Origin of the sequence: Nitrosospira sp. Nsp11, assembly GCF_900142705.1 — a bacterium.
Taxonomy (GTDB): Bacteria; Pseudomonadota; Gammaproteobacteria; order Burkholderiales; family Nitrosomonadaceae; genus Nitrosospira.
This window is the reverse complement of the sequence record NZ_FRBV01000001.1, coordinates 36,514-62,167: the sequence shown is the minus strand read 5'-3', so window position 1 is coordinate 62,167 and position 25,654 is coordinate 36,514. Positions and strand designations below refer to the sequence as shown.

General features: G+C 51.7%; 22 protein-coding genes. 17 read left to right on the top strand and 5 right to left on the bottom strand.

What is annotated here, in order from left to right:
• The first annotated feature begins 993 nt into the window (after window positions 1-993).
• The 3 genes from BUA28_RS00295 (at window position 994) to BUA28_RS15395 (ending at window position 3,775) form a co-directional block, all read left to right on the top strand.
• Entirely contained in the window at window positions 994-1,647 is a 654-nt protein-coding gene (locus BUA28_RS00295) for an FxDxF family PEP-CTERM protein (RefSeq protein ID WP_072766165.1), read from the top strand.
• A gap of 843 nt (window positions 1,648-2,490) precedes the next feature.
• The gene (locus tag BUA28_RS00285) at window positions 2,491-3,162 is read left to right on the top strand and encodes a PEP-CTERM sorting domain-containing protein (protein WP_072766163.1); all 672 of its coding nucleotides are present in this window, start codon (window positions 2,491-2,493) and stop codon (window positions 3,160-3,162) included.
• A gap of 397 nt (window positions 3,163-3,559) precedes the next feature.
• Window positions 3,560-3,775: a hypothetical protein gene (locus tag BUA28_RS15395; protein WP_025041609.1), complete on the top strand. Its 216-nt coding sequence runs from the start codon at window positions 3,560-3,562 to the stop codon at window positions 3,773-3,775.
• Between the two features lie 216 nt (window positions 3,776-3,991).
• Here the strand turns inward: BUA28_RS15395 and BUA28_RS00275 are convergent, their stop codons facing one another.
• From BUA28_RS00275 to egtD, 4 genes are all read right to left on the bottom strand, one after another.
• Window positions 3,992-4,375: a hypothetical protein gene (locus BUA28_RS00275; protein WP_072766162.1), complete on the bottom strand. Its 384-nt coding sequence runs from the start codon at window positions 4,373-4,375 to the stop codon at window positions 3,992-3,994.
• Window positions 4,376-4,596: 221 nt separating this feature from the next.
• Window positions 4,597-6,486: a bifunctional tRNA (5-methylaminomethyl-2-thiouridine)(34)-methyltransferase MnmC2/FAD-dependent 5-carboxymethylaminomethyl-2-thiouridine(34) oxidoreductase MnmC1 gene (gene mnmC / locus BUA28_RS00270; protein ID WP_083569808.1), complete on the bottom strand. Its 1,890-nt coding sequence runs from the start codon at window positions 6,484-6,486 to the stop codon at window positions 4,597-4,599.
• Between the two features lie 184 nt (window positions 6,487-6,670).
• Window positions 6,671-7,420: a TerC family protein gene (locus BUA28_RS00265; RefSeq protein WP_072766161.1), complete on the bottom strand. Its 750-nt coding sequence runs from the start codon at window positions 7,418-7,420 to the stop codon at window positions 6,671-6,673.
• A gap of 181 nt (window positions 7,421-7,601) precedes the next feature.
• Window positions 7,602-8,588, bottom strand: a complete 987-nt coding sequence (egtD, locus tag BUA28_RS00260; RefSeq protein WP_218587206.1) for an L-histidine N(alpha)-methyltransferase — start codon at window positions 8,586-8,588, stop codon at window positions 7,602-7,604.
• A 707-nt stretch (window positions 8,589-9,295) separates the two neighbouring features.
• Between egtD and BUA28_RS00250 the strand changes: the two genes are divergently transcribed.
• Window positions 9,296-9,853, top strand: a complete 558-nt coding sequence (locus tag BUA28_RS00250; RefSeq protein ID WP_072766158.1) for a PRC-barrel domain-containing protein — start codon at window positions 9,296-9,298, stop codon at window positions 9,851-9,853.
• 56 nt (window positions 9,854-9,909) lie between these two features.
• Here the strand turns inward: BUA28_RS00250 and BUA28_RS00245 are convergent, their stop codons facing one another.
• Window positions 9,910-12,384, bottom strand: a complete 2,475-nt coding sequence (locus BUA28_RS00245) for an ATP-dependent DNA helicase (RefSeq protein ID WP_256598182.1) — start codon at window positions 12,382-12,384, stop codon at window positions 9,910-9,912.
• Window positions 12,385-12,584: 200 nt separating this feature from the next.
• Between BUA28_RS00245 and BUA28_RS00240 the strand changes: the two genes are divergently transcribed.
• The 13 genes from BUA28_RS00240 to folC all read left to right on the top strand — a co-directional run bounded on the left by BUA28_RS00240 (window position 12,585) and on the right by folC (window position 25,651).
• A complete protein-coding gene (locus BUA28_RS00240; protein ID WP_072766157.1) occupies window positions 12,585-13,727 on the top strand; it encodes an MFS transporter in 1,143 nt (380 codons plus the stop codon).
• 106 nt (window positions 13,728-13,833) lie between these two features.
• On the top strand, window positions 13,834-15,243 hold the full coding sequence (gene leuC / locus BUA28_RS00235; RefSeq protein ID WP_072766156.1) for a 3-isopropylmalate dehydratase large subunit: 1,410 nt from the start codon (window positions 13,834-13,836) through the stop codon (window positions 15,241-15,243).
• A 55-nt stretch (window positions 15,244-15,298) separates the two neighbouring features.
• Window positions 15,299-15,424, top strand: coding sequence for an entericidin A/B family lipoprotein (locus BUA28_RS00230; RefSeq protein ID WP_072766155.1), 126 nt, complete (start codon window positions 15,299-15,301; stop codon window positions 15,422-15,424).
• A 25-nt stretch (window positions 15,425-15,449) separates the two neighbouring features.
• Window positions 15,450-16,088 carry a 3-isopropylmalate dehydratase small subunit gene (gene leuD, locus BUA28_RS00225; protein WP_072766154.1) on the top strand — a complete coding sequence of 213 codons (639 nt, stop codon included), beginning with the start codon at window positions 15,450-15,452 and terminating at the stop codon, window positions 16,086-16,088.
• A 30-nt stretch (window positions 16,089-16,118) separates the two neighbouring features.
• Entirely contained in the window at window positions 16,119-17,180 is a 1,062-nt protein-coding gene (gene leuB, locus BUA28_RS00220; protein ID WP_072766153.1) for a 3-isopropylmalate dehydrogenase, read from the top strand.
• Window positions 17,181-17,229: 49 nt separating this feature from the next.
• The gene (asd, locus tag BUA28_RS00215; RefSeq protein WP_072766152.1) at window positions 17,230-18,342 is read left to right on the top strand and encodes an aspartate-semialdehyde dehydrogenase; all 1,113 of its coding nucleotides are present in this window, start codon (window positions 17,230-17,232) and stop codon (window positions 18,340-18,342) included.
• A gap of 335 nt (window positions 18,343-18,677) precedes the next feature.
• Window positions 18,678-19,751 carry a type IV pilus assembly protein FimV gene (locus BUA28_RS00210; protein WP_143148398.1) on the top strand — a complete coding sequence of 358 codons (1,074 nt, stop codon included), beginning with the start codon at window positions 18,678-18,680 and terminating at the stop codon, window positions 19,749-19,751.
• Between the two features lie 138 nt (window positions 19,752-19,889).
• Window positions 19,890-20,696: a tRNA pseudouridine(38-40) synthase TruA gene (truA, locus tag BUA28_RS00205; RefSeq protein WP_072766150.1), complete on the top strand. Its 807-nt coding sequence runs from the start codon at window positions 19,890-19,892 to the stop codon at window positions 20,694-20,696.
• 71 nt (window positions 20,697-20,767) lie between these two features.
• On the top strand, window positions 20,768-21,394 hold the full coding sequence (locus tag BUA28_RS00200; protein ID WP_072766149.1) for a phosphoribosylanthranilate isomerase: 627 nt from the start codon (window positions 20,768-20,770) through the stop codon (window positions 21,392-21,394).
• On the top strand, window positions 21,381-22,577 hold the full coding sequence (gene trpB, locus BUA28_RS00195) for a tryptophan synthase subunit beta (protein WP_072766148.1): 1,197 nt from the start codon (window positions 21,381-21,383) through the stop codon (window positions 22,575-22,577). Before BUA28_RS00200 ends, trpB begins: the two co-directional genes overlap by 14 nt.
• 11 nt (window positions 22,578-22,588) lie before the next feature.
• Window positions 22,589-23,416 (top strand): tryptophan synthase subunit alpha, encoded by an 828-nt coding sequence (trpA, locus tag BUA28_RS00190; RefSeq protein ID WP_072766147.1) that lies wholly within the window; start codon window positions 22,589-22,591, stop codon window positions 23,414-23,416.
• A gap of 8 nt (window positions 23,417-23,424) precedes the next feature.
• Window positions 23,425-24,294: an acetyl-CoA carboxylase, carboxyltransferase subunit beta gene (gene accD / locus BUA28_RS00185; protein WP_072766146.1), complete on the top strand. Its 870-nt coding sequence runs from the start codon at window positions 23,425-23,427 to the stop codon at window positions 24,292-24,294.
• A gap of 58 nt (window positions 24,295-24,352) precedes the next feature.
• Window positions 24,353-25,651, top strand: coding sequence for a bifunctional tetrahydrofolate synthase/dihydrofolate synthase (folC, locus tag BUA28_RS00180; RefSeq protein ID WP_072766145.1), 1,299 nt, complete (start codon window positions 24,353-24,355; stop codon window positions 25,649-25,651).
• Window positions 25,652-25,654 lie beyond the last annotated feature (3 nt).

The following is a 25,654-nucleotide window of genomic DNA, read 5'->3' as shown; positions in this document are numbered from 1 at the left end:
GTGACATATACGTGAAACGGTTAGGTATCCTTTCTTCTGGAGTTTGGGCCCATTAATTTGGGAGTAAGAGTAGGAGGGAAGGACCGTTTTATGGCGAAGTAGGAGGCAGCCATTTGAGTATAAGTTTCAAGCAATATCGTTGGGATTTTTCTGTACTATAGACTTTCTGTGGATTGATACAAATCAATGACTTAGGAGAGAACTATTCATTAAGCTATAGTACAGTTCTTGTTAGATAACCAATTGATTTATATCGATAAATAGAAGAATGGAATATCTGGCTACGAACCAAGGGGTCGTGGGTTCGAATCCTGCCGGGCGCGCCATAAAATCAATGGGTTAGAGCTACACTGCTCTAATCCATTTTTTTTGTATTTCCCTGGGTAAACTTATGGGTAAACGAAGAAATCGCTGGATTAGCATTTTGACTATAGTTTAAGGATTGTTAACTTCACAGGTCCTTGATTCGAGCTCAGGTCGAGATCCTTTTGCGCGCTTCGATCCTTACCATAGCTTCAGCATCCCATCTTTCCAAAGCTGTTCATCTGCCCCGATAGCCTCTCTCTTACCCAGCGCCGCTTCGCGCAGATCTTTTTGATTGCGTCTGCCCCGCACCGTTCTTCTTCCGTCAACAGCTGTGTCAATAATCCAGGTCAATAATTATATCCAGTTCGTCAGTCTGTTTTTTTTCATCCTTGCCATCCCACGCGTAGCAAACCTTCACGGCAATATCCAGAAGCCCAATGTTATTCACTCTTTATCCCCGCTACCGCGCCCAACAGTCCTTGGCAGAGTTGCGTATAGTTTTATTCCATTAAGAACTCGATGGCAGAAGGCTCGGCGTAGCTCTATAGAGCTATATGCTTGAACCAGAAGGGCTATTTCAATTTTTCTATTATAGAGCAGAATTATTGCAACTGATCCGAGGGAATCAGGAACGTGCCCTGGGTTCGCCCAGAATGGTGATCGTCTTAATTCTTTATGGAGAAGCAAATGAACATACGAACAAAATCAGTTATCGCCGCCCTAATCTTTGGTGGATCGATTTCCACCGCCTCCGCCTCTGCTGTCATAACTGACATCACTGCGAGCGGATCCGGCTTGGGCTCCTTTTCCGTCCTTGCCAGTTCCACCGATGACAGAGGCCTCGATCTTTCCAAAGTATTTGACAGCGTCAACCCGATTACGTTGACTTTCACCGTTGCTCACTCTGTTGGCAATGGCGGTTCTTATAACATTATCGAGTCGATCGCCAACAATACGTCAACTGCTTTTAGCGACTTTCACCTCAGTATTGCGGAACCCACGAATGTCCCAGGCAACGGCGTCGTTTTCACCAACTTCAACTCATCAACCCTGGATGGTTTCACGCTCGACTCGCCTTCCATGAATCAGCCTTCTCCCTTCAATGCGAGTGGACCACGCGACCTTAACTTTACCGGAACCCTGGCGGCAGGAGAGACAGCGAACGCGGGTTTCAACCTGAAACCGTTCGACCCGGGCACTGGCAACTCTTACACCTTTACCATTACCCAAACGCCGACGGTTAGCCCGGTTCCTGAACCGGAAACCTATGCCATGCTGCTTGCAGGGCTTGGGCTAATGGGTGCCATGGTACGACGCAGAAACATGAACCGCGACGTTTAATTGATATCGCCGCTGTCGTTGAGCTCCCGGCACTGGTTCGCCGTGCATGGATTGATGAAACTCAAGATATAACCCTGCACTTTGTTAAATAGTAGCATCAGACCCGCTTCGGCGGGTTTGATGCTTTCAAGTCGGCCTTCGAGCTACTGAATTGCCCTTCTGGCAGCACGATCGTCTGGCAGGCTGTCGGACTTGAAGAATCGCAGCGAAAAAGGAACTGGATAAGGGCAGATTTTGAGGATTTTGAAGGCTAATAGTTATTCCATTGGCCAAATCCATGTTCGGGCGCAATACCCGTAGAACAGTAATCCCATCTTTCCGAGGAAGGTAGAAAGCAATATGGGAAGCGACGGTAAAGAAGCGCACTTCCGGCGCTTATTCGTCCCGCTTAAGTCCGACGCGCGGCGACACGCTCAGTTTTCTCTGAGCAAGCTCGAGTTCTTCCCGATAACAATGCCTGAGCAATACCGTAGGCCTGTTTCGCTTCGTATAGCGGCCAATCTCTCTTAAATCTTCAACGGGTTTTACGGTTAACTCAAAGTGGGGCATTAATCCACAAGCTCTCTATCGAGAGCCGCAAAGACCTGCTCGCTTGATATGACGGCTTCCTCGTTGCGCCTTATCGAGCAGAGCGCCGAAATTGGTTTTTGCATAGGCAGCCGCGATCGTGGCCAACGCAATTCTCCTTCTAATTCTATCTGTCGTTTCAAAGTGATGTTGGGGCTAAAAAGCCAAAATTCGGGACCGAATACCCATATCTGTACTTTAGTCCAATAGTTATCCGGCAGGAGCTCTGTATGATGAACACTTGTCTGCTGATTTGATAACCCACGGAAGAATAAAATGAACAAATTGGTTAGTGTCACTGCTGTTTTCGGGATTCTTTTGATAGCCATATCGCCTGCTCGGGCGATACCCATCTATACGATAGCTGATTTCTCCGGCGGGGTTTCAACTGTAACCGGTTTAGGTAATAGCCTGGGTTTCCAACAAACCAGCACATGCAGCGGTTGTGCGGCAGGCAGTGTGGGTGGTCACGTATTGTTCGATAAAAACCTCATACCAGCAAGCGGCACTGGTATCGTTAATATTGCGCTTGCATCGATCACCGGTGCCTCGAACTACGATATTTTCAACATTGTATTGGGAAGCAAACCGCTGGGATTTGAATTTGGCGATATGAATGTAACAGGCAGTCCATCCATACAGTTTAAGGATGGGGTATTCAATGGTTTTTCCCTCGTGGAAGACTTTGTCGTCAACGGGAAAACCTATGAATTCAGCATGCAAGGTTCAGCTTGGACCATAAACTGGTTAAAAAGTATTTCCTCTTCAAGCCTCGTTGCCTTGGGATATGTAACGATTGGAGACGCTGGACTAATCAACCAGGCATCTTTCTTTCCACCCTTACCGGAGTTGCCCGCTACGGCTGTGCCCGAGCCTGCTACCTTCGCGCTCTTTGGCATTGGTTTATTGGGTATCGTAATGACTCGCCGGCGGATAGCGAGGCGATGAACGTTCCCGCAGCATATCCGATCATTTTCCCAAAACGAATATATGATCCTGGACAGGAAGAACGAAATTTTGGTTTCGCCGAAGCATGGCCGGTGGCAATCGAGGAATAAAACGAGGAGGATCAGGAAAAGGGCAACAGAACTGGGAATGGGAATATTTAAATATCAATGGCTTATATATGTATCATCCGAAAATCCATAGCATACTTGCTATTATATAAGTTATTGATATATAATATCATTATATAAGAGCCAAGTTGGGTGCGAACCAAGGCGTACTTGAGTTTGAACCTTAAAAGCCATAACAAGGGGTTAGGCAATTTGCCTAATCCCTGATTTTTTTGAGCTAGCGGCGGGTCAGCCTCAGCGCGACACTTCAATAACCTTCATATTTAACCATGCCTACATCCATTTATTGCTACCACTGCCACATTCCCCATGACCGCAGCGAAATGCGATTGGTCGTTACGAAGACGGGCAAGCGATGGCGCTGCGAGCGCAGCATCAAGAGCGCCCAGGCAGACAGAAAAACGCGCGATGCGTTCGGGCGGCAGATTTCGGCCCTTAATAAGGCGGACGCGCAGGCGAGAATCAGGATGACGTTGAAAGAATGAACAACTCAACAATTACAGCTTTAGCTTTAGCTAGTGGTTGTTGAGTCAATATAGATAATTGAAAGGCAGGGGACGCCTGCCGGCTATAAATCAGGGATCGCAGGTTCAAATCTGTCGGGTCGTCATATCAAAAAGGTCAGGCAAAATGCCTGACCTTTTTTTCTCTCAATTGCCTGAATTAGCGCGGATGAGTATGGGTTTATGGTCGTACCCGACTCATGCAGACTCTTTCTTGACTAAAGTAAGGTTGGTATCTGCTATCAGGCCTCCAAGAAAGCACTGGAAGTTCATATCTTCTCTCAGCACGGCACGGACATCGATTATGAGGCGTAAACGTCCGCTTTCCAGCCTCAGTAGCTTCAGATAACTGGGAAAAACATGATGTGCCGGTACAGCAATTCCATTGCCCGCGCTTTCTGCCGGATAACTCACCCATTCGGGCACCAAGCCGGACTGACGTATGGTCACTTCGGATTCTTCAAATACATAGGCCGTGATGCCGATGGCGGCACTCGTCCAGTAACTGATCGGTATAAGCGGTTGCGCTGCCTGAAGGGATTTTGCGGCTTGCAGCGATTCACGCTTGGGTTTAGCTTTCATAAGGCTCCTCTGTAAGCAGGGTTAAAACTGCTCTCCCGCCGCAGATCGGGCGGAATGACTAGGATCAGGTCCTGGTTTCTGTATAAGGCAGACGAACTGTCCAAGTGCCGAGCAAGTGAAGCTGTGCGGGAGAGATATGCTTATTCTACGGGTTTTAAGATGCGTTGCCCATTGGACCAAAGTACACCTCACGCTATCGCATGACGCAAGCCCAAGATAGATTATTCAGGTTCGGATGAGCGTATCCCGATCGTTGGGCTGTCCATATAACTTGAAGTCTCTCCTGCACGCTTCCCGACAGGAGCAAGCGCATTAACCACAGCCAATGGCAGGGGTAGCAATTGTTCACATGACGCCGACGCGATCAATTCGGCGGAAAGTCCCGCGCTTATCAAGCCGCGCGTCCCATGGCCCAGGCTGGTATATAGCCCAGGCAATAGTTTTCCCACCAGCGGCATTGCGCCGGGGAGAGATGCTCTTACCGATGCACGGCCGTCCAGTTGCGCAATATCCAACGAATCCATATTCATCGATCTGCCTAATACTGCGGATATTTCTGCCAGTCGAGATAAATTTTTAGCATGGTCCGCTATGCGCAAATCAACTGCTTCATCATTAAAGCTATGCGTCGCACCCATCATATGTACGCCGCCAATTGAGGGGAGAAGATAGCCGCTGGTGCAAACGATGGTTCGCAGATTACGGCTATGGGATGTTGCGGGCAACGCAGTGATTTGCCCCCGTACCGGCGTCAGCGGCAAGCTTGCCAACGGGACAAACGATTTTACCTCATATCCAGTGCAAACAACCACTAGCTGAGCCTCATAGCTCCAGGCCTGTTCACGCTGGTTTTTCCCCTCGACACGCCAGCCAGCATCAACTGCTGTCAATGATTCGACACGATGGCAGGTAAACTGCGCAATGGCTGGACTTGACGCCAATGCCGCGCACATCCGCGGCGGAACCAGCCAGCCTCCGGCTGGAAACCACAAGCCCCCATATGCCACTTCCATGCCTGCCAGCACGGATGCTTCAGCCGCATCTACGCGCCGCAATACATGTGGCGGCCAATCGAGTGCCGCAAGTTTGTCGATACGTTTCGCTTCTTCCGCTGAAAATGCCAGTTGCAGCTCTCCGCATTCGGCCCGGACGATGCCATCTATGGGCAGCTTTTCATCGAGCAGGGCAAGAGCGTGTCCATAGGATGCCAGAACAAAGCGTTGCAGTGAACTCATGCCTGCGGCCAGACGGGTGTGCAGTATGCCGCTGGGGTTGCCCGATGCCCCTGTGGCCAGCGCAGGCGATCGCTCGATCAGCTTGACGGAGACACCGCGCATCGCCAGCGCTGAAGCAGCGGCACAACCGGCCATACCTCCGCCGATGACGACGGCTGTTGCCGGAATGGATCGAGCAGGGGGTGACCCAGGAAGGCGGCCCTGCAGCATTTCACGTTTTAGCCCGAAACCGGGCGATTTGCTTACCTGGAACCCGGCTTGCTCCAAACCGCGCCGTACATGACCGGCGCAGGTATAGGTGGCAAACGTCGCGCCCGGCCGGGAGGCCTGCACGATACCTTCGAACACCTGCTGAGTCCACATTTCGGGATTACAGGCAGGTGAAAAGCCATCCAGAAACCATGCATCGATACCGCCGCAAATTTCAGGCAGTGCCCTGGCCACATCGTCTACTACCAGCGTGAGGCGTAACCGGCCTTCGCCGAAGCTCCATCGGTTCCAGCCAGGTACGCGGCGCTTCCAGCGTTTGATGAGTTCTTTGGCATAGTCTTGCAACGCTGGCCATTGCGCCAGCGCGGCGCTCAGCTCCGGTTCCGTAAGTGGATATTTTTCGACGCTAAAAAAATCCAGGCTACATCTGGAGGGGAATGGGACAACTTCATCAAATAGCTTCCATGTACATAAAAAGCTCAATCCCGTGCCGAACCCCATCTCGCCGACGGCAAATCCATCTCCGCTTGACAATGATGCAAGACGCTCAGCCAGGCCGTTGCCTTCCAGGAAAACATGGCGTTTTTCCGCCATACCGGAATTTCTTGAGAAATAGACGTCGCCGAAGCGGGAAGAAAACGGTTGGCCATTCTGCCAATCGAGCATCACCGGAAGGGGTTTAATATGCGGTCAAGCAGCGAGCTTGAACGGGGCGCGCTGAAGGGAATGATTAGCTGGGTTCAACATAATTCGGACCAGGTCAATTATTACATCAACGGATGGCGTAACGGAAACACTCAAAATATAAGGACCAGACGATACGTGGGCACTTACATACCAGCCTCGGCAATCACTCGATGTTATTTATCTGCCTATGCAATTTGACCGTCTCCGCAGTTTTTTTACGCATTCGAAGGTTAAGAAATTCCACGCCGACCGAAAATGCCATCGCAAAATAAATATAGCCCTTAGGGATATGGACATCGAAACCTTCGACGATGAGCGTCATTCCTACGAGTATCAGGAACGAAAGAGCAAGAATCTTGATGGTTGGGTGATCCTCCACAAAATCACCGATGGGCTTCGCCGCCATCAACATTACCAGCACTGCCATAATGATGGCAATGGCCATCAACGTGATATGTTCCACCAGCCCGACAGCGGTTATGACTGAGTCCAGCGAAAATACGATGTCCAGGATAGCAATCTGTATCAGTACCATGCCCATACTGGTAACGGCGATATTTTTGGCATTATCCCCCGCACCCTCGAGGCTGTTATGAATTTCATGGGTTGCTTTGAACAGCAGGAACATCCCGCCCCCGATCAGCACTACATCCCGGCCGGACACTGAATTGCCGAATACGGTAAACCACGGTTCGGTCAAACCCATTACCCAGGTAATGGAGAACAGTAAACCAAGGCGGGTAAGCATGGCCAGGCCGAGCCCCATTCTTCTTGCGAGATTACGCTGAGCTTCTGGAAGACGACCGACAAGAATCGAAATGAAAATAATGTTGTCGATGCCTAACACAATTTCCAGCGCCGTTAAAGTCAACAATGCTACCCAGGATTCCGGACTGGTCACCCACTCAAACATCGATTTCTCTCATGGTCATGGTTAATGCTGGCCTTGATTGGGCGCACCATTTAGCTGCCCCGTTTTACTGGGTGTCATCATGAAGTTCATCGGTGGTTTATTACGCTGATTTTGCCGGTCGCGGTCGCTATGGTGGGAGCGCTATTACAGCGCTAGCCGGAACCAGCCAAAAAAACGACGCTTATATTATCATGCCCAAGCTCACCGCGAACCAGCAATGGGGGTCCGTCCAGGTATGTTCCACCTCGAAGCCGCCGCGCTGGAGCAGGTCTTTCAGGCGCTCAACCGTATATTTATAGCTGTTTTCCGTGTGGATGCGCTCCCCTTGGTAGAACTGCAACGTGGTATCCAGCGCGTCGACTCTGACTGATTGGGGGCGCATGCTTTCCAGGTGCAATTCCATGCGGGACGCCTTGTGGTTCCAAAAAGACACATGGTTAAAAGAATCCGGTTCGAATTGACCGCCAAGTTCGCGGTTGATTCTCACGAGAAGATTCTTGTTGAACGAAGCAGTTATTCCAGCGCTGTCATTATACGCCGCGTGCATGACATTCGCGTCCTTGACGAGATCTACCCCAAGCAGTAGCTGATCCCCGCTTGATAAGTGCTGTGCTACATTTCGGAGCAGCGCAATGGCTTCGCCATGTTCCAGATTGCCGATACTCGAGCCGATATACAAGACCAGACGCGGCGAGGGCTGTAGTTTCAGAAACCCGAGGTCTTCGAAATCTCCAATTTGGGGATGCACATTCACTGCGCCCATTTCTCTTTCCACTTCATCTTTGGCCAACTGCAGGGCTGCGTCGGATACATCGAGTGGAAAGTAATTCACGCTGCATTGCTGTCGTAACAGTGAACGCAACAAAATACGCGTTTTGGTCGCGGTCCCTGCGCCGAGTTCGCTGACGGAGACGTCCGGGCCGAGCCGGCCGCATATGTCGTCGGCATGGGTCATCAATATGGAGGCTTCCGTTCGCGTGGGGTAATACTCAGGCAAACAGGTAATTTTTTCGAATAGGGCTGAGCCCTCGGCATCGTAGAGCAGCTTAGGCGGCAGGCTCTTAGGCATACGTGTAAGGCCCAGAAGCACGTCCCCTGCTATTACCGGAGCCGGACTGGGCATGGAGGTGGGGGTCGAGATTCGATTCCTATGCTCAGGCGTGATCATGTGCCCGCTCCAACATCAGTAAACCGGATACGCGGAGAAATGCCAGGGAACCTGGATGAGTGCGAACTAAACCCATAGAACGCCGTTAAAATAAATGCGCTAAAGTCAGGCAGGGACTGGATCGGTTCATTTATGGTAAGCATTCCGGCAATCCTCAAGGTCTGATTGTGCGTCGCGTTATACCGCCCGCGACGCGTGAGCGAGAACGAAGAGCTGGTGTGTCTTTTGTATTGGCTAAAAGTTCCGAGCATGGGCTATCTCGTCTTTTTGAAGTCATTATCGGCATGGTTTGAAAACCGCTACAACAAAAAAACCGATGTGCTATTCCCTTATCGTTTGTTTATGAAGGATAGCGTTCGCGAATTTTTCATAAAAATTTGCTGCCCATACAAATTCTCATCGGTTCTTGTTAACTCTGCTGTGCATTTTCTATAAACACCCGTATGCATTCTGTGCGCTGCCAGACATAGAGGGGCGATCGCTGGCGGAAGCACTGATCGCAGCTGATGAATATTTATGGATGTGCCAGAAAAGATTGTCTTTGTACGTTACCGCACTGACCTGTTTTAGGAGTTCAAGCATCCTGTACCCGTCTGAGTCGCTTTTGAAGCTAACCGAAGCGGCCAGGGATGAAATCAGGGAAGTTCTCAGTAAGAAGCAAAATGAAACCGGAACCTTGAAATTAAACCACTTTTCAGGAGATAACCATGAGTTATGAAGATCGTGATACCTACGGCATGTACAAAAGCTATGACAAAAGCTATAGCGGAAACGAGGGTCCCGGACCCCGCTTGATGGGTGCCGACACGCTCATTGGAGAGGACGTTTACAATCAGAAAGACGAGGACCTCGGCGACATCAAGGAAATCATGCTGGATATGAACAATGGCAAAATCGCTTACGCGGTACTGTCCTTTGGCGGGTTTCTGGGTATGGGCGACAAGCTTTTTGCTGTGCCCTGGAGTGCGCTGAAGCTGGATACGGAGAACAAGCGCTTCATACTCAATGTGGATAAGAAACGCCTAGACTCCGCTCCCGGATTCGATAAGGACAACTGGCCCGATATGGCGGATCCGAGCTGGCAGAATACAATTAACTCCTACTACGGAACAAAATCATACACTGACACAAGCTACGCGGACACAAAATCCACCAAGGATTACACCACGTCAGCCCATAAAAACAACGAAAGAATAATACCTGTGGCGCCGAGCGGCACTGATCACGTAAAAAACGAGACCGATGGTGACTATACGCATAAATAAGATGCAAAGCCGAATGCGGCCGGATAGGTCGCGCGGCTTGATCCTTTGAGTTGAAGTCAAAGAGGCAAGTTTATCTTGCCTCTTTTTGTTTTATATTGCTCGACTTTCCACCAATCCGGTAATAGACGAAGAACATCAGGCCGTGTAAACCTGTCGTCAATAAGGTAAATGATGCCTTGATCCAGGTGGGTGCGAATCACACGTCCCGCAGCTTGCACCACCTTCTGTATACCTGGAAAGAGGTAAGTATAATCTTGGCCGGCGCCAAAGATTGCACTCATGCGCTGCTTTATCTGCTCGTTGACCGGATTGACCTGCGGTAGGCCCAGTGTAGCGATAAAGGCACCTGTGAGGCGCTTGCCGGGGAGATCGATGCCTTCGGCAAAAGACCCGCCCAGTACGGCAAATCCTATACCTTGCCCCGTAAGGGTGAAACGTGCGAGAAATTGATCCTGTTCAGCTTCTTCCATCCTGCGCGTTTGCTCCCAGACGGGGATGTCAGGATACCTTGTTTTTAATGAGAGAGCTATCTTTTGCAAATACTCGAAGCTGCTGAAGAATGCCAGATAGTTGCCGGGTTTTGTCTTGTATTGCCTGGATATCAAATCAACGATAGGCGAAACGGAATCGTCGCGATGTTGATAGCGGGTAGAAATGTCGCTGACGATCTGAACCGTGAGCTGCTCGGCGGTGAAGGGCGACTGCACGTCGATCCACGCAGCGTTTTCAGGCAAGCCCAGTGTGTCGCTATAGAAATGCCGTGGGGTCAACGTGGCGGAGAATAACGCGGTGGACTGTGCGGCTGCAAACCGCTGTGCCAAAAAAACCGCCGGGATGATGTTCCTGAGACAGAGCAGTCCGTTAGCCCGAGTATTTCTTGAAACGCTTTTTTCACGATTCCCTGTAATCCTCGCTACCTTTGTGACATCCTTTGTGATATCGAATAACGAGTGCCCGTCAAATAGCTCACTTACCCGAGAGAAGTGCAACGCATCGAAGTAGAAGCGTTGCAGTTTTCCTTCCCCATCAATGCCTGTTGGGTTTTCAGCCAGATAATCCGTGATCGTGGTAATGGCCTGCTCCAATGCGGTTATGAATTTATCCGGCAAGGCAGCGTGGACCTGATAATCGTGTACCTGATTCTTGTGCAATTCATTCCAGCAGCGATTGAGCCTATCCAGGACCTTCTTGAGTGCTAACGGTGCGAAGCGCCGCGCGATTCTGAAGCTGGCCTGATCCAGCTCTGCCGTATACATCTTGCGGGCGCGCTCGAGCAGGTTATGCGCTTCGTCCACCAATACGGTGATACGCCACTGGTTGGTAGTCGCTAAGCCGTACAGCATGGCGCTCAGGTCGAAGTAGTGATTATAGTCGCCCACGATCACGTCGCACCAATGGATCAGATCCTGGCTGAGATAATAAGGACAAACCTGGTGCTCGCGGGCAATGGCACGCAGCGCACTCCTGTCCAGCACGGCCATGCCCTCAGTGCCGGTTGCCAAAGCGGCATTTCGTGCTTGTGGCAGGCGGTCGTAAAACCCGCTGGCAAGCGGGCATGATTCCCCGTGACATGCCTTGTCGGGATGTTCGCATGCCTTCTCCCGTGCGATGAGTTCGAGCGTCCTCAGCGGTAACGCCTGCTCGTTATTTTTTATGAGCGTGAGTGCATCGAGCGCAAGTTGGCGGCCGGACGTTTTAGCGGTCAGGTAAAAAACTTTGTCCAGGTTCTGTTCCGGGCAGGCTTTCAGAAGGGGGAATATCGTTCCGATTGTCTTGCCTATGCCGGTCGGCGCCTGGGCAATGAGGCAACGGCCATGAAGGGTTGCTTTGTACACAGCCTCAGCCAATTGGCGCTGGCCCTGTCGAAAGGATGAATGCGGAAAGCGCAGGGATGTCAACGCCCGGTCACGTGAGGCGCGGTGAGCCAGTTCCTGCTCAGCCCAACCGAGAAAGCAGCCGCATTTGTCTTCGAAGTACTGCTTGAGTGAACCGGCATCGTATGTTTCACTCAACAGCGTTTCTTTCCTGCTGATGATATCAAAGTACACCAGCGCCAGGCGAATGCTTGAAAAGCCCAGCTTCTGGCAGAGCAGCCATCCGTAAATTTTGACCTGTGCCCAGTGCAACTGCCGATGATTGTCGGGCATGGTGCTGAGGTCACCCCGGAAAGTTTTGATTTCTTCAAGCTGGTTCTGAGCCGGGTCAAAACCGTCGGCCCGTCCTCGAACGAGTAGATGCCGGAATCCACCGGACAGGCTCACTTCTGTCTGATAATGCGGTGGTCGTCGCGATGTGACTATCCCATGCCCGGCGATGCCCTCCTGCGCTGAAGGTGCGGGGGTAAAGCGCAGGTCGAGGTCACCTTGTTTAGCAGTAAATTCGCACAACGCACGCACCGACACCGCGTATTTCGTGGGATGCGACCGGTCAAGGTCGAGCTCATAGGCGACCTCTGAGGTAACCTCAATGCCCAATTTATCCGTGGAATCAGCCTTCCCTGCAGTTGAATGCGCAATTAAATGGTTATTCACTGTCTCGCTGTGTCTGGTGGAGATACCCTGCTGCTATAAAAACCTGATATAGCTCCAAATGCTTCATCTTCAGCTACTTCAGTTCCATCATTAATAAATTCGAACGCCATTATATATGGGTAAAAATTCTCATAGTTACCAGATCACCTGGGTCCTGGCGTGTAGTATGTTGCCCGTTATAGGCTGTTAAACTCTGCCAGATGCAACCGATCCCTTACTGGCGCCTTTCCGGCTTTTATTTCTTCCATTTCGCTTTCATCGGCGCTTTTGCTCCTTACTGGAGCCTCTATCTGAAGTCCCTTTCGTTCGGGGCCTTTCAGATTGGCGTGCTCATGTCCCTGTTGCATGTGACACGTATTTTTGCTCCGGCCGCCTGGGGGTGGCTTGCCGATTACACCGGCAAGCGGTTGCTGATTGTACGATCCGCCGCAATTATCGGATTGATAAGTTATTGCGCGGTTTTTTTTGGCCAATCGTTTACATGGCTATTCGTAACCATGGCCCTGATGAGTTTCTTCTGGAGCGCATCTTTGCCTTTGATTGAGGCAACCACGCTTTCTTATCTTGGTGAGAGCACCGCAAAATACGGGCGTATTCGAGTATGGGGTTCAATAGGATTTATTTTCGCGGTGACAAGCGTCGGCTATCTGCTTGATTCAACCGATATTGCCTCGCTGTTGTGGGCTGTGCTTGGATTCAAACTGGGCATCGTCATCTTTTCGCGCCAGATTCCAGAGGGCGAGATAGTGGTCCATGCTGCCGATAGTCAGTCCATTCGGCAAATATTCAAGCGTCCGGAAGTGCTGGCGTTTTTCGCTGCCTGTTTGTTAATGGCGCTTGCCCACGGTCCCTATTACACTTTCTATTCTATTTATCTCGTAGAGCACGGTTATAGCAAGAGCATGGTCGGTTGGCTATGGGCTATCGGCGTAATTTGTGAAATAGGCATTTTTTTCCTGATGCCCCAGTTGATGCATCGTTTCCGCCTCAAGCAGATCATGGTTTTCAGCCTGAGCTGCGCGATAGTGCGTTTTTTGATGATCGGTTGGGGAGTGGACTGGCCGGTCATCATATTATTGGCGCAACTACTTCACGCTGCGACCTACGGTGCTCATCACGCTACGGCCATGATGTTGGTGCACCGATTCTTTCGCGGGCGTCATCAGGGCAAGGGACAGGCGCTCTACACCAGCCTTACATTCGGTATCGGCGGCACTATTGGCGGGATATTCAGCGGCTATGCCTGGGAATCGCTCGGGCCGGGCCTTACATTTACCGTGAGCGCGGTTGCTGTTTTGCTTGGGTTAACATTGGTGATGTGGAAGATGGACATTGAGCGGTAACGGAAAACGAGGTGCTACGCTCATGTCACTGTTTCTTGCGGTCCCGTTATGGGATAATTTCAAATTCCATCGGAATCGAGGTTCGATTAAATTCGAATTCTGAGAAATGCATACGTTATACGACAAACTCTGGCAAAGCCATGTGGTACATGAGGAATCCAATAAACCGGATGGCATGACGCTGCTCTATATTGACCGCCACCTTGTGCACGAAGTCACCAGCCCCCAGGCATTCGAAGGGTTGAAGCTGGCTGGACGCAAGCCGTGGCGGCTGGATTCGATCCTGGCTGTAGCCGATCATAACGTGCCCACCACCCGGCGTGACTACGGCATCAGCGACCCGATATCGCGTCTCCAGGTAGAGACCCTTGACCAGAATTGCGAGGAACTGGGCATCACCGAATTCAGGATGAATGATCTGCGCCAGGGTATTGTTCACGTAATAGGCCCGGAGCAGGGCGCCACGTTGCCCGGCATGACAGTAGTATGCGGTGATTCGCATACCAGTACGCATGGTGCGTTTGCCTGTCTTGCTTTTGGTATCGGCACTTCGGAGGTGGAGCATGTGCTCGCGACACAGTGTCTGCTTTTGAAAAAAGCAAAAACGATGCGGGTAGCGATCGAGGGCCACCTTGGTCATGGCATCACCGCCAAGGATATCGCACTCGCCCTTATTGGTGAGATCGGTACAGCGGGCGGCACTGGCTATGCCATTGAATTCGCCGGCAGCGCCATACGCGAGCTTTCCATGGAGGCAAGGATGACGCTTTGTAACATGGCCATCGAGGCGGGCGCGCGGGCAGGCATGGTAGGGGTGGACGATACTACTGTCGACTATCTCAGGGGACGCCCTTTTGCACCAAAAGGTGATCTGTGGGACAAAGCGGTAGTTTACTGGCGCACGCTGAAAAGCGACGAGGGTGCAAGCTTCGACAAGACGATATCGCTGGATGCGGCACAGATCAAACCCCAGATAACCTGGGGAACGTCTCCCGAAATGGTGGCGGCAATCGACGGAAAGGTGCCTGATCCGTCGCAAATTACCGATATCGTGAAGCGCCATGACATGGAGCGCGCTTTGAAGTATATGGGGCTTGCTCCTAACACCCCGATCAGTGAAATTCGCCCGGACAAGATTTTCATTGGTTCCTGTACTAACGCGCGCATAGAAGACTTGCGGATCGCCGCGAAAGTAGTCAAAGGCAGGCATATTGCCTCGAACATCAAGCTTGCGATGGTTGTGCCGGGTTCCGGTCTAGTCAAACATCAGGCGGAGCAGGAGGGACTCGACAAGATATTTCGCGAGGCAGGATTTGAATGGCGTGAGCCGGGCTGCTCTATGTGTCTGGCGATGAATGATGACCGACTGGAATCGGGGGAACGCTGTGCTTCTACTTCCAACCGTAACTTCGAAGGCAGGCAGGGGCCGGGGGGACGCACTCATCTCGTAAGCCCGGGGATGGCCGCGGCGGCAGCGGTAGCGGGACATTTTGTGGATGTACGGGAAATATATTAAAATTTGAAGGCAACAAAAGTGAGTTCTGTTTTTTTACTATAAAAAGGGGTTTGTAATGAGAATGCTAACGGTAATGGTTTCCTTGATCGCTGTTTTTGGTTTGTCCGCCTGTCATACCATGCAAGGCCTGGGCAAGGATGTTCAGAGCGGCGGGGAAGCGTTGGAAAAACAGGCAAAATAAAATAAGTATTAGATAAAATCAGATAGTGAAAAAATTTGATTTCTGCGACGGATTGATGGCGCCGCTTGATCGCGCTAATGTCGATACCGACGCCATCATTCCCAAGCAATTTCTGAAATCCATCAAACGGTCTGGTTTCGGGCAGAACCTGTTTGACGAGTGGCGTTATCTGGATCACGGCGAACCGGGCATGGATGCCGCCCGGCGCAAGCCCAACCCGGATTTCATACTCAATCTGGCGCGTTACCAGGGTGCGCAAATACTGCTTGCGCGCTCAAATTTCGGCTGTGGTTCGAGCCGCGAACACGCGCCTTGGGCGCTTCAGGATTATGGCTTTCAGGTAGTCATCGCGCCCAGTTTCGCTGATATTTTTTTCAACAACTGTTTCAAGATCGGCCTGCTTCCCATTGTGCTGGATGTGGCTGACGTGGATCAGTTATTCACGGAGGTGGAGGCCACTGCGGGCTATCGGTTGCTGGTCGACTTGCAGGATCAATCGGTAACGACGCCCAGCGGTAAGTCTTTCTCTTTCGATATCGATCCCTTCCGTAAACATACTTTATTGAACGGCCTGGATGAAATTGGCCTGACTTTGCAACATATGGATAAGATCAAGGCCTTTGAAGAGAAGCATCGGGCTGCGCAGCCCTGGTTGTTTACATGATTTTTCTTCCGGTTTAAAACCAAGGATTTTATGAAAATTGCAATCCTGGCCGGAGACGGTATCGGCCCGGAAATTGTCGCCCAGGCTGTGCGAGTGCTGGAAGCATTAAGAAGCGACGGGTTAAAGTTTGAGCTGGAGCCGGGCTTGCTGGGTGGTTGTGCCGTAGAAGCGGTTGGTGAGCCATTTCCGGAAGCGACGCGCAATCTTGTGGCCGGTGCGGATGCCGTTATCCTGGGCGCCGTAGGGGGTCCACGATTTGACACGCTGCCGCGTCACCTGCGGCCGGAACGGGGTTTGCTCAGCATTCGAAAAGCGCTGAATCTGTTTGCCAATCTGCGGCCGGCGGTACTTTATCCTGAGCTTGCCAATGCTTCGACGCTAAAACCCGAAGTGGTGGCTGGCCTGGATATTCTCATCGTGCGTGAACTGACGGGGGACATCTATTTTGGCGAGCCGCGGGGCATTGAATGTCGCGACGGCCAACGTGTTGGTTACAATACCATGATCTACAGCGAAACCGAGATTCGCAGAATTGCCCGGGTGGCTTTCCAGGCGGCGCGTAAGCGTAATCGCAGGCTTTGCTCGGTGGACAAGATGAATGTGCTCGAATGCACTCAACTGTGGCGTGATGTGGTGATCGAGACAGCGAAAGATTATCCGGATGTGGAACTCTCGCACATGCTGGTGGATAATGCCGCTATGCAGTTGGTGCGCAATCCTCGGCAGTTCGATGTGATGGTGACGGGCAACATGTTCGGCGATATCCTGTCGGATGAAGCTTCCATGCTGACCGGTTCGATCGGCATGCTGCCATCGGCCTCGCTGGACGACCGAAACAAGGGCCTTTATGAGCCAATACATGGTTCCGCTCCCGACATTGCCGGCAAAGACGTAGCTAATCCCCTGGCGACGATATTGTCAGTGGCGATGATGTTGCGCTATACGTTCGACAAGGAAGCTGAAGCCTCCCGCATCGAGAATGCGGTAAAGAAAGTCCTGGCTCAAGGGTATCGTACTGAAGATATCTACGAGACGGGAACGAAAAAGGTTGGTACAGCGGCAATGGGCGATGCGGTCCTGGCAAACATATAGGTAAATGGTTGAAAAAGACCAGGTTTAGTTTCCTGGAGAGAGGCGATCGATGAAACGAGTTGGGTTTATTGGGTGGCGGGGCATGGTAGGGTCGGTGCTCGTGCAGCGGATGCGGGAAGAAAATGATTTTGCATTGGTGGAGCCGACTTTCTTTTCCACCTCCCAGAAAGGCGGCAGAGGTCCGGATATCGGCCAGGAAACGCCGTTGCTTGAGGATGCGCATGATATAGACCAGCTTAAGTCGATGGACATCCTTGTTTCCTGCCAGGGCGGAGATTACACCAGCGCGATCTTCCCAAAACTGCGTGAAGCGGGCTGGCAGGGTTATTGGATCGATGCGGCCTCCACATTGCGCATGGTAGACGACGCAATCATCATACTCGACCCCGTCAATCTGCCGGTTATCGAACAAGCGTTGCACGACGATGTCAAAAATTACATCGGTGGCAATTGCACCGTTAGCTTGATGCTGATGGCTGTGGGCGCATTGTTCGAAGAAGACCTGGTGGAATGGATGAGCGCGATGACTTATCAGGCTGCGTCTGGTGCGGGCGCCCAGAACATGCGGGAATTATTGCTGCAGATGGGTGAAGCGCATCGTGTGGCGAAAAATTTGCTGGATGACCCGGCTGCGGGCATACTTGACATTGACCGGGAGGTTGCGGGTACGTTGCGCAATGGAAATTTTCCAACCGCGAATTTCGGTGTGCCGCTGGCAGGCAGCCTCATTCCCTGGATAGATAAGGATCTGGGCAACGGACAAACCAGAGAAGAATGGAAAGGCCAGTCCGAGACGAACAAGATCCTGGGCCGGAATGATCAGGTGATACCTGTCGATGGCATTTGTGTTCGCGTCGGTGCAATGAGATGTCATAGCCAGGCACTGACCATCAAGCTCAGGAAGGACGTTCCACTGGATGAGATAGAGGATATTCTTGCTGCATCCAACAGTTGGGTACGGGTTATTCCGAACGAGCGCGAGAGCACGTTGCAAGAGTTGACACCGGCTGCGGTTACCGGAAGGCTGACGATTCCAGTGGGGAGGCTGCGCAAGCTCGCGATGGGAGGGGAGTATCTTTCAGCATTCACTGTGGGAGATCAATTGTTGTGGGGAGCGGCGGAACCTTTGCGTAGAATGTTGAGAATTTTGGTTGAAGCCTGAAGTCGGCGGAGCCGATTTCTGCATCACTGCATCACACAGAAAAATTGGATTTATGTGAGTCGTGCAAAATGGGGTTTGTATCAATTCCATCTTTAAACGGTTTCCTTGTTTTTCCGATAGAACGTCATCTCAACAATCCTGGTTCGCCGTATTCGCTCGGCGGGTTGTTGCTTATACGTTTCGCAGCAATACTTGTTTTCTTACCTATAAACGAGGTTCGGGTATAACTTGGCGGGAGGGTTAGTAGTAGACCAGCAATAGACAAAATTTCAGCCAAATGTTAATGCCGGCCCCTGTGAGATTAATCCATATGTCCTCCTTGAGAGTGTACGGCTGTGCGGAAGTTTACTTCTAAAGCATGTTTGTTTTTATTTACAATTTTGTTGCCGGTGGCGGGATATGCAGTTGGCTTGGGCAGGCTGACCGTCAGTTCGGCTCAGGGACACCCCTTTAAAGCAGAAATTGAACTGGTTTCGGTAAAAAAAGAAGAGAAATCTTCTTTGATGGTGCGTCTTGCCTCACAAGAAACGTTTCGCCAGGCCAACATCGATTATTCATCTGTCCTATCGACATTTAAAACGAGTATTGAAACCCGTTCCGATGGGCAGCCTTACGTCAAAATTATTTCCCTGCAACCGATTGCCGAACCGTTTCTTAATATGCTGGTTGAGCTGAATTGGTCATCGGGACGATTGTTGCGCGAATATACCGTGCTGCCCAGCTCATCCGAAAATGATACGCATCTGCCCGTTGAATCGGTGATTGGTAAATCAGATGCGTCAGTCAAACAGGATGAGAAGTTGCCAATACAGAATGAGCCCGATTCCGCCAGCAAGACTCATACTGCCTATGGTCCGGTAAAACACGGCGATACTTTAGTCAGGATAGCGAAAAATATCGTTCTTCCCGCTGGGGCGAGCTTGAATCAGATGCTTGTCGCGTTGCATCGCGCAAATCGCGATGCTTTCTTCGGCAATAATATGAATCAGCTCAAGACAGGGCCTATTTTAAGAATACCGGATAATGATGAAGTCGGTGCGATAACCCCAGCGGAAGCCAATCGGGAAGTGAAAGCACAGTTGGCGGATTGGTACCGGCGGAGGTTTGCGGATATAGAAGGGGCGACCGAGGTACTGAAGCAAACGGTCAGTGGGAGGATTGAATCCGCTGTTGAGGTAGATGCCACTCCAGTTCAAGCGCTTCCTCGTCAGATTTTAAAGCTTTCAAAAGGTGAAGAAAGCGGGAATGAGAGCACGTACATCAGCAACAACATGGGCGGGATCATGCGGTCACAAGGATTTTGCAATTCAGGTTCTTCAGGAAGTGATGCGAGAAGGGGATGCTTGGCACCGGGAGAGCCAAGATTGCTGTTGGCAAATCTCCAGCCGTGGTTTCAGGATATCGCATAAGCAAACTGGATGACATCGGACGGCGCTTTTTATCATATGTTGAATTCTTCTGTTTCTTGCGCAACATTTGCTTAATGAATCTCTGCTCAAGGGGTATGTGGGTGCTACGATAAAGATAGGCGTGCAGGCGTCGGTGCTGTGAGAATTGCATTGGTGCTGGAGTACGATGGCAGTAGTTTTTGTGGCTGGCAAAGCCAACGGTCAGGTGGCTCGGTGCAGGATGCGGTGGAGGCTGCGTTATCCAGAATTGCATGCAAGAATGTTCGAGTAGTAACCGCTGGGCGAACTGACGCCGGCGTTCACGCCGCGTATCAGGTAGTGCATTTCGATACTCAGGCTGAGCGGCCCATGGGAGCCTGGGTTCGAGGGGCTAATGCGTTGCTACCGGATAGCATTGCGATACTATGGGCATCCGAGATTGCGGATGATTTCCATGCGCGCTACTGCGCCATCGAGCGCTGCTACCTCTATTTGCTATTGAATCATCCTGCGCGCCCGGGGCTTTACCAGGGCAATATCGGGTGGTTTCATCAGGCTCTTGACATTGAACCCATGCAAGCTGCCGCACAGATGCTGCTGGGAGAGCACGATTTCAGCGCTTTCAGGGCTGCCGAGTGCCAGGCAAAATCTCCCGTACGCAATCTGACGAAGCTGGAAATTATCCGGCTGGGAGACACCATCGCGTTCGAACTGCGCGCAAATGCGTTTTTGCATCACATGGTGCGCAATATCATCGGTTGCCTGATATATGTGGGAAAACGCAAATATCCACCTGAATGGATAGGCGAACTGCTTGAAAGCGGTAAGCGTAGTGATGCGGCGCCGACTTTTTCCGCTGCAGGATTATATTTGGCGGGTATCACTTATGATTCCAAATGGAAGTTACCCTCTTTTGTCGAGCCACCGCTTGCCGCCGTATTGCCGAGGACGAGCAGGCCCCGCTAGCCGTCTCGATCGCGGATAAGCCAAAGGGGCGCGAACAAAATTAAGAAAAAGGGAAAGAAGAAATTGCAAGTATGTCTATCAGAGTAAAAATTTGCGGTATAACGCGTGTGGAGGATGCGCTGGCAGCAGTGCGTTTGGGCGCAAACGCCATCGGGCTTGTATTCTGGAAGAAAAGTGCGCGTTATGTGACGCCGGCAAAAGCGCAGGAAATTATTGCCGCGCTACCGCCATTCATTACCGCGGTGGGTGTCTATGTCGATCCTGATCCGGATTGGGTGGAAAAAACGTTTTCTGTAGCCGGCCTCAATTTGCTGCAATTTCATGGTAATGAAGACCCCGGATTTTGCCGGCAATTTTTGCGGCCTTATATAAAGGCGATGCGAGTCAGGGCGAGCGTAGATTTGCTACAATACGCCACCCAATATACCGGGGCCAGCGGATTGTTGCTGGATACCTATGTTGAAGGCGAGCCGGGCGGCACAGGCCACGCGTTTGACTGGAATCTGATTCCTAAAGAATTACCGCTGCCCCTGATTCTTTCGGGAGGACTGCACCCGGGCAATATTACCAATGCGATCCAGCAGGCACAGCCTTGGGCGGTAGATGTATCAAGCGGCGTGGAAAGCGCCAAAGGTATCAAGGACGTGGAAAAAATTGCCGCTTTCATGCGAGGAGTTCGAACCAGTGAAAGTTTATGATCTTCCCGATCGCCATGGGCACTTTGGCCCATATGGCGGTATTTTTGTCGCGGAAACACTTATTGCAGCACTGGAAGATTTACGCGTTCAGTACGAGCACTATCGCAGTGACGCCGATTTTCAGGCGGAATTTGCTTACGAGTTAAAGCACTATGTCGGACGTCCCAGCCCCATCTATCATGCCAGAAGATGGTCGGCACATTTGGGGGGTGCGCAGATTCTGCTGAAGCGTGAAGACCTGAATCATACCGGGGCGCACAAGATCAACAATGCTATCGGGCAGGCACTCCTGGCCAGGCGCATGGGGAAATCGCGTGTGATCGCCGAGACCGGCGCGGGCCAGCACGGCGTAGCCAGCGCTACAGTCGCCGCGCGCTATGGCATGGAATGTGTCGTTTACATGGGCTCCGTCGACGTGGAACGCCAAGCCGCCAACGTTTATCGGATGAAGCTCCTGGGAGCAACGGTAATTCCGGTTGAATCAGGTTCGCGAACACTGAAAGACGCCTTGAATGAAGCTATGCGCGACTGGGTAACCAACGTCGAAGATACGTTCTATATTATTGGCACAGTAGCGGGACCCCATCCCTATCCGATGATGGTACGCGACTTCCAGGCGATTATCGGACGGGAAGCAATCGTGCAGATGCAGGAGGAATATGGGCGGCAACCGGATGCATTGATTGCCTGTGTGGGCGGTGGGTCAAATGCTATTGGCCTTTTTTATCCCTATATAGAAAGTAATGTAAGGATGGTAGGCGTGGAAGCGGCGGGACGCGGAATTGAGAGTGGGCAGCATGCCGCCTCCCTGACGATGGGAAGATCCGGCGTATTGCACGGAAATCGCACCTATCTGATCCAGGATGAGAACGGTCAGATTGTCGAGACCCACTCTATTTCAGCCGGGCTGGATTATCCTGGCGTCGGCCCCGAACACGCCTGGCTCAAGGACAGCAATCGTGCTGAATATATCGCCATTACCGACGACCAGGCACTGGAGGCGTTCCATTCACTGTGCCATTACGAAGGTATCATACCGGCTCTGGAATCCAGCCATGCGCTGGCCTATGCCGCCCAGCTCGCCCCCTCGCTTGGCAAGGATAAGCTGCTGCTGGTGAACCTCTCAGGACGTGGGGATAAAGATATGACCACTGTGGCACAGGCATCCAATATAACCTTCTGAAATCATCATACATGTCTCGTATCGCTACCGTATTCGGCAACCTGCTCCAGAAAAAAAGAAAAGCACTGATTCCTTTCATCACTGCCGGCGACCCGGAGCCCGCGATGATGGTTCCGCTGATGCATGAGCTGGTTAAGGCAGGCGCCGACATCATTGAGCTGGGGGTCCCGTTTTCGGATCCCATGGCTGACGGACCGACCATACAGCGATCTTCGGAACGCGCGCTCAAGCATGGTGTAGGTCTGAAGGACGTACTGACAATGGTGGAGGAATTCAGGAAAACCGACACATATACGCCGGTTGTGCTGATGGGTTATGCCAATCCGATAGAATCGATGGGCTATGAAAAATTCGCGGCGCGCGCAAAAAAATGCGGAATAGATGGAGTGCTGGTAGTGGACTATCCACCGGAAGAGTCCCGGGATTGGGTAAGAAATCTTGATTGCCAGCAAATAGACGCGATTTTTCTGCTTTCGCCTACTACTCCGCAAAGGCGCGTCGAACGGGTAGCGGAGCTGGCGCGGGGATATATATATTATGTTTCCCTAAAAGGCGTAACCGGTGCGTTAAGTCTCGACCTACCCGACGTCGCCAACAAACTGGTTCAGTTGCGTGCCTGTATCTCCATTCCCATTGGCGTCGGTTTCGGCATACGCGATGGTGCGACTGCCAAAGCCGTGGCAGGGCTCGCCGATGCAGTCGTGATAGGTAGCCGCATTATTGAAGAAATAGAAAATTCAACCAGAGAGAATTTATTAACGAACGTATACAGCTTGGTAAAAAATCTCCGTACCGCCATCGACGAAGCCAGTCCTGAACACTCGTTGTCCATCGTTTAAACCAATCTATGAGCTGGTTCCAGAAACTTCTTCCCCCAAAAATCAAACGCAAGGAAAGCGGCGAAAAAAAGGCCGTGCCCGAGGGACTGTGGAGCAAGTGCGCATCTTGCGAAGCAGTGCTTTATTACTCTGATCTGGGTAACAATCTAAACGTCTGCCCCAAGTGCAATCATCACAATCGCATTTCTGCCCGAGTGCGCCTTGATTTATTCCTGGACGCCGAAGGTCGTCATGAGATCGGCGGGGAAGTGCAATCCCTTGACCCGCTTAAATTCAAGGATAACAAGCGCTATATCGACAGGTTGTCGGAAGCGAAAAGAGATACGGATGAAAATGACGCTCTCGTGGTCATGCAGGGGAGCGTCAAAACCGTACCCCTGGTTGCAGCGGCATTCGAATTCGGCTTCATGGGTGGCTCGATGGGCTCAGCGGTAGGTGAGCGCTTCGTGCGCGCGGTGCAAACATGCGTTGAACAACACGTGGCTTTTGTATGTTTCGCCGCCAGTGGCGGCGCGCGCATGCAGGAAGGCTTGCTGTCATTGATGCAGATGGCTAAAACAACTGCGGTGCTTACCCAACTGAGCCAGGAGCGGCTACCTTTTATCTCGGTATTGACAGACCCCACCATGGGTGGGGTATCGGCCAGTTTTGCCTTCATCGGTGACGTGGTAATCGCCGAGCCCGGGGCATTGATTGGATTCGCAGGGCCACGCGTTATCGAGCAGACAGTGCGGCAAACCCTGCCGGAGGGGTTTCAACGTGCCGAATTCCTACTGGAACACGGTGCTATAGACATGATTGTAGATCGCCGGCGCATGCGCGATAAGGTTGCCAACCTATGCTCGCTCCTGATGCGCGTTTCACCACCGGCAGCTTGATCTTTGGCTCATCTGATCATATCGTCATGATACTCATGCTGCGTGGCATCAGATGGTAATGAGCGAACCGGATACAAAATCCGGAACGCTTTCCGATTGGCTGAGCTGGCTTGAGCGCATCCATCCGAAGACCATCGAGATGGGGCTGGACAGGATAAATCGGGTGAAGGCCGACTTGAACCTTGCCTGCTCCTTTCCCATCATCACGGTCGGTGGCACTAACGGCAAAGGGTCGACGTGTGCCATGATGGAGGCGATTTTGAGCCGCGCCGGATATCGCGTTGGCTGTTACACTTCTCCGCATTTGCTGCGTTATAACGAGCGCGTGCGGGTAAACCGAAAGGAAGCCGCCGATGACGAGTTATGTGATGCTTTTCAAATGGTAGAGTCGGCCCGGCTTTATAGCGACATTCCCCTGACCTACTTTGAGTTTGGCACACTGGCAGCGATGCAACTATTCAGACAGGCCGAAGTGGAGGTTGCAATTCTGGAAGTGGGACTGGGCGGCCGGTTGGACGCAGTCAATATTTTTGACACGGATTGTGCGGTTATCACCAGTGTTGACTTCGATCATATGGATTATCTCGGCAACACACGAGAGGAAATTGGATTTGAGAAGGCCGGAATTTTCAGAAACGGGAAGGCTGCCATTTGCTCGGAGCCGGATATTCCCGAGTCCGTACGGCTTCATGCAGAAGCGATCGGCGCGAATTTGATGCACATCGGAGAGCACTTCGGTTATTCAACCAGCGCAACCGGATGGAGTTTCTGGGGAAATGGTGGAAAGCGCCATTCGCTGCCCTATCCGGCATTGCGGGGTGCTTATCAGTTGCGCAACGCCAGTGCCTGTCTTGCCGCACTGGATGCGGTAAAGGATAGCTTGCCGATTACCATGGGCGATGTACGCCAGGGACTATTGGAAGTTGTCTGGCCAGGGCGATTTCAGGTGTTACCCGGCCGTCCCGCGACGGTGCTGGATGTGGCGCACAATCCGAGTGCTGCACGCGCCTTGGCTACCGGCCTCGACAGCATGGGCCGCTATCAAAAGACTTATGCGGTATTTGCGATGCTCAAAGATAAGGACATCGCAGGAGTGGCGCGGGCACTTGCGGCAAAAATCGATGTATGGCTGACGGCGAGCATCAATTTGCCGCGTGGCGCTGCGGCTGGCGAGGTGGCTCGGGCACTGAAAGAGGCAGGTGTGGTTGAGGAGGCAATTCAGAGTTTTCCGGACCCGGCCGCGGCATATGCATTTGCCTGTGAGCAAGCAACCGGAAATGATAGAATCTGTGTCTTTGGCTCATTCCATACCGTGGCCGAAGTGTTGCGATGCCGGAACGTGGTTGAGCACGGTTAGAAT

Bases quoted from the DNA above. Each gene is read 5' to 3' on its own strand.
- BUA28_RS00295 (WP_072766165.1), top strand. From the start codon at position 994: ATGAACATACGAACAAAATCAGTTATCGCCGCCCTAATCTTTGGTGGA.
- BUA28_RS00200 (WP_072766149.1), top strand. From the start codon at position 20,768: ATGTCTATCAGAGTAAAAATTTGCGGTATAACGCGTGTGGAGGATGCG.
- folC (WP_072766145.1), top strand. From the start codon at position 24,353: ATGAGCGAACCGGATACAAAATCCGGAACGCTTTCCGATTGGCTGAGC.
- BUA28_RS00275 (WP_072766162.1), bottom strand. From the start codon at position 4,375: ATGAAAGCTAAACCCAAGCGTGAATCGCTGCAAGCCGCAAAATCCCTT.
- egtD (WP_218587206.1), bottom strand. From the start codon at position 8,588: ATGATCACGCCTGAGCATAGGAATCGAATCTCGACCCCCACCTCCATG.
- trpA (WP_072766147.1), top strand. From the start codon at position 22,589: ATGTCTCGTATCGCTACCGTATTCGGCAACCTGCTCCAGAAAAAAAGA.
- leuC (WP_072766156.1), top strand. From the start codon at position 13,834: ATGCATACGTTATACGACAAACTCTGGCAAAGCCATGTGGTACATGAG.
- BUA28_RS00250 (WP_072766158.1), top strand. From the start codon at position 9,296: ATGAGTTATGAAGATCGTGATACCTACGGCATGTACAAAAGCTATGAC.
- BUA28_RS15395 (WP_025041609.1), top strand. From the start codon at position 3,560: ATGCCTACATCCATTTATTGCTACCACTGCCACATTCCCCATGACCGC.
- asd (WP_072766152.1), top strand. From the start codon at position 17,230: ATGAAACGAGTTGGGTTTATTGGGTGGCGGGGCATGGTAGGGTCGGTG.
- BUA28_RS00265 (WP_072766161.1), bottom strand. From the start codon at position 7,420: ATGTTTGAGTGGGTGACCAGTCCGGAATCCTGGGTAGCATTGTTGACT.
- BUA28_RS00285 (WP_072766163.1), top strand. From the start codon at position 2,491: ATGAACAAATTGGTTAGTGTCACTGCTGTTTTCGGGATTCTTTTGATA.
- mnmC (WP_083569808.1), bottom strand. From the start codon at position 6,486: ATGCTCGATTGGCAGAATGGCCAACCGTTTTCTTCCCGCTTCGGCGAC.
- accD (WP_072766146.1), top strand. From the start codon at position 23,425: ATGAGCTGGTTCCAGAAACTTCTTCCCCCAAAAATCAAACGCAAGGAA.
- BUA28_RS00230 (WP_072766155.1), top strand. From the start codon at position 15,299: ATGAGAATGCTAACGGTAATGGTTTCCTTGATCGCTGTTTTTGGTTTG.
- leuB (WP_072766153.1), top strand. From the start codon at position 16,119: ATGAAAATTGCAATCCTGGCCGGAGACGGTATCGGCCCGGAAATTGTC.
- BUA28_RS00240 (WP_072766157.1), top strand. From the start codon at position 12,585: ATGCAACCGATCCCTTACTGGCGCCTTTCCGGCTTTTATTTCTTCCAT.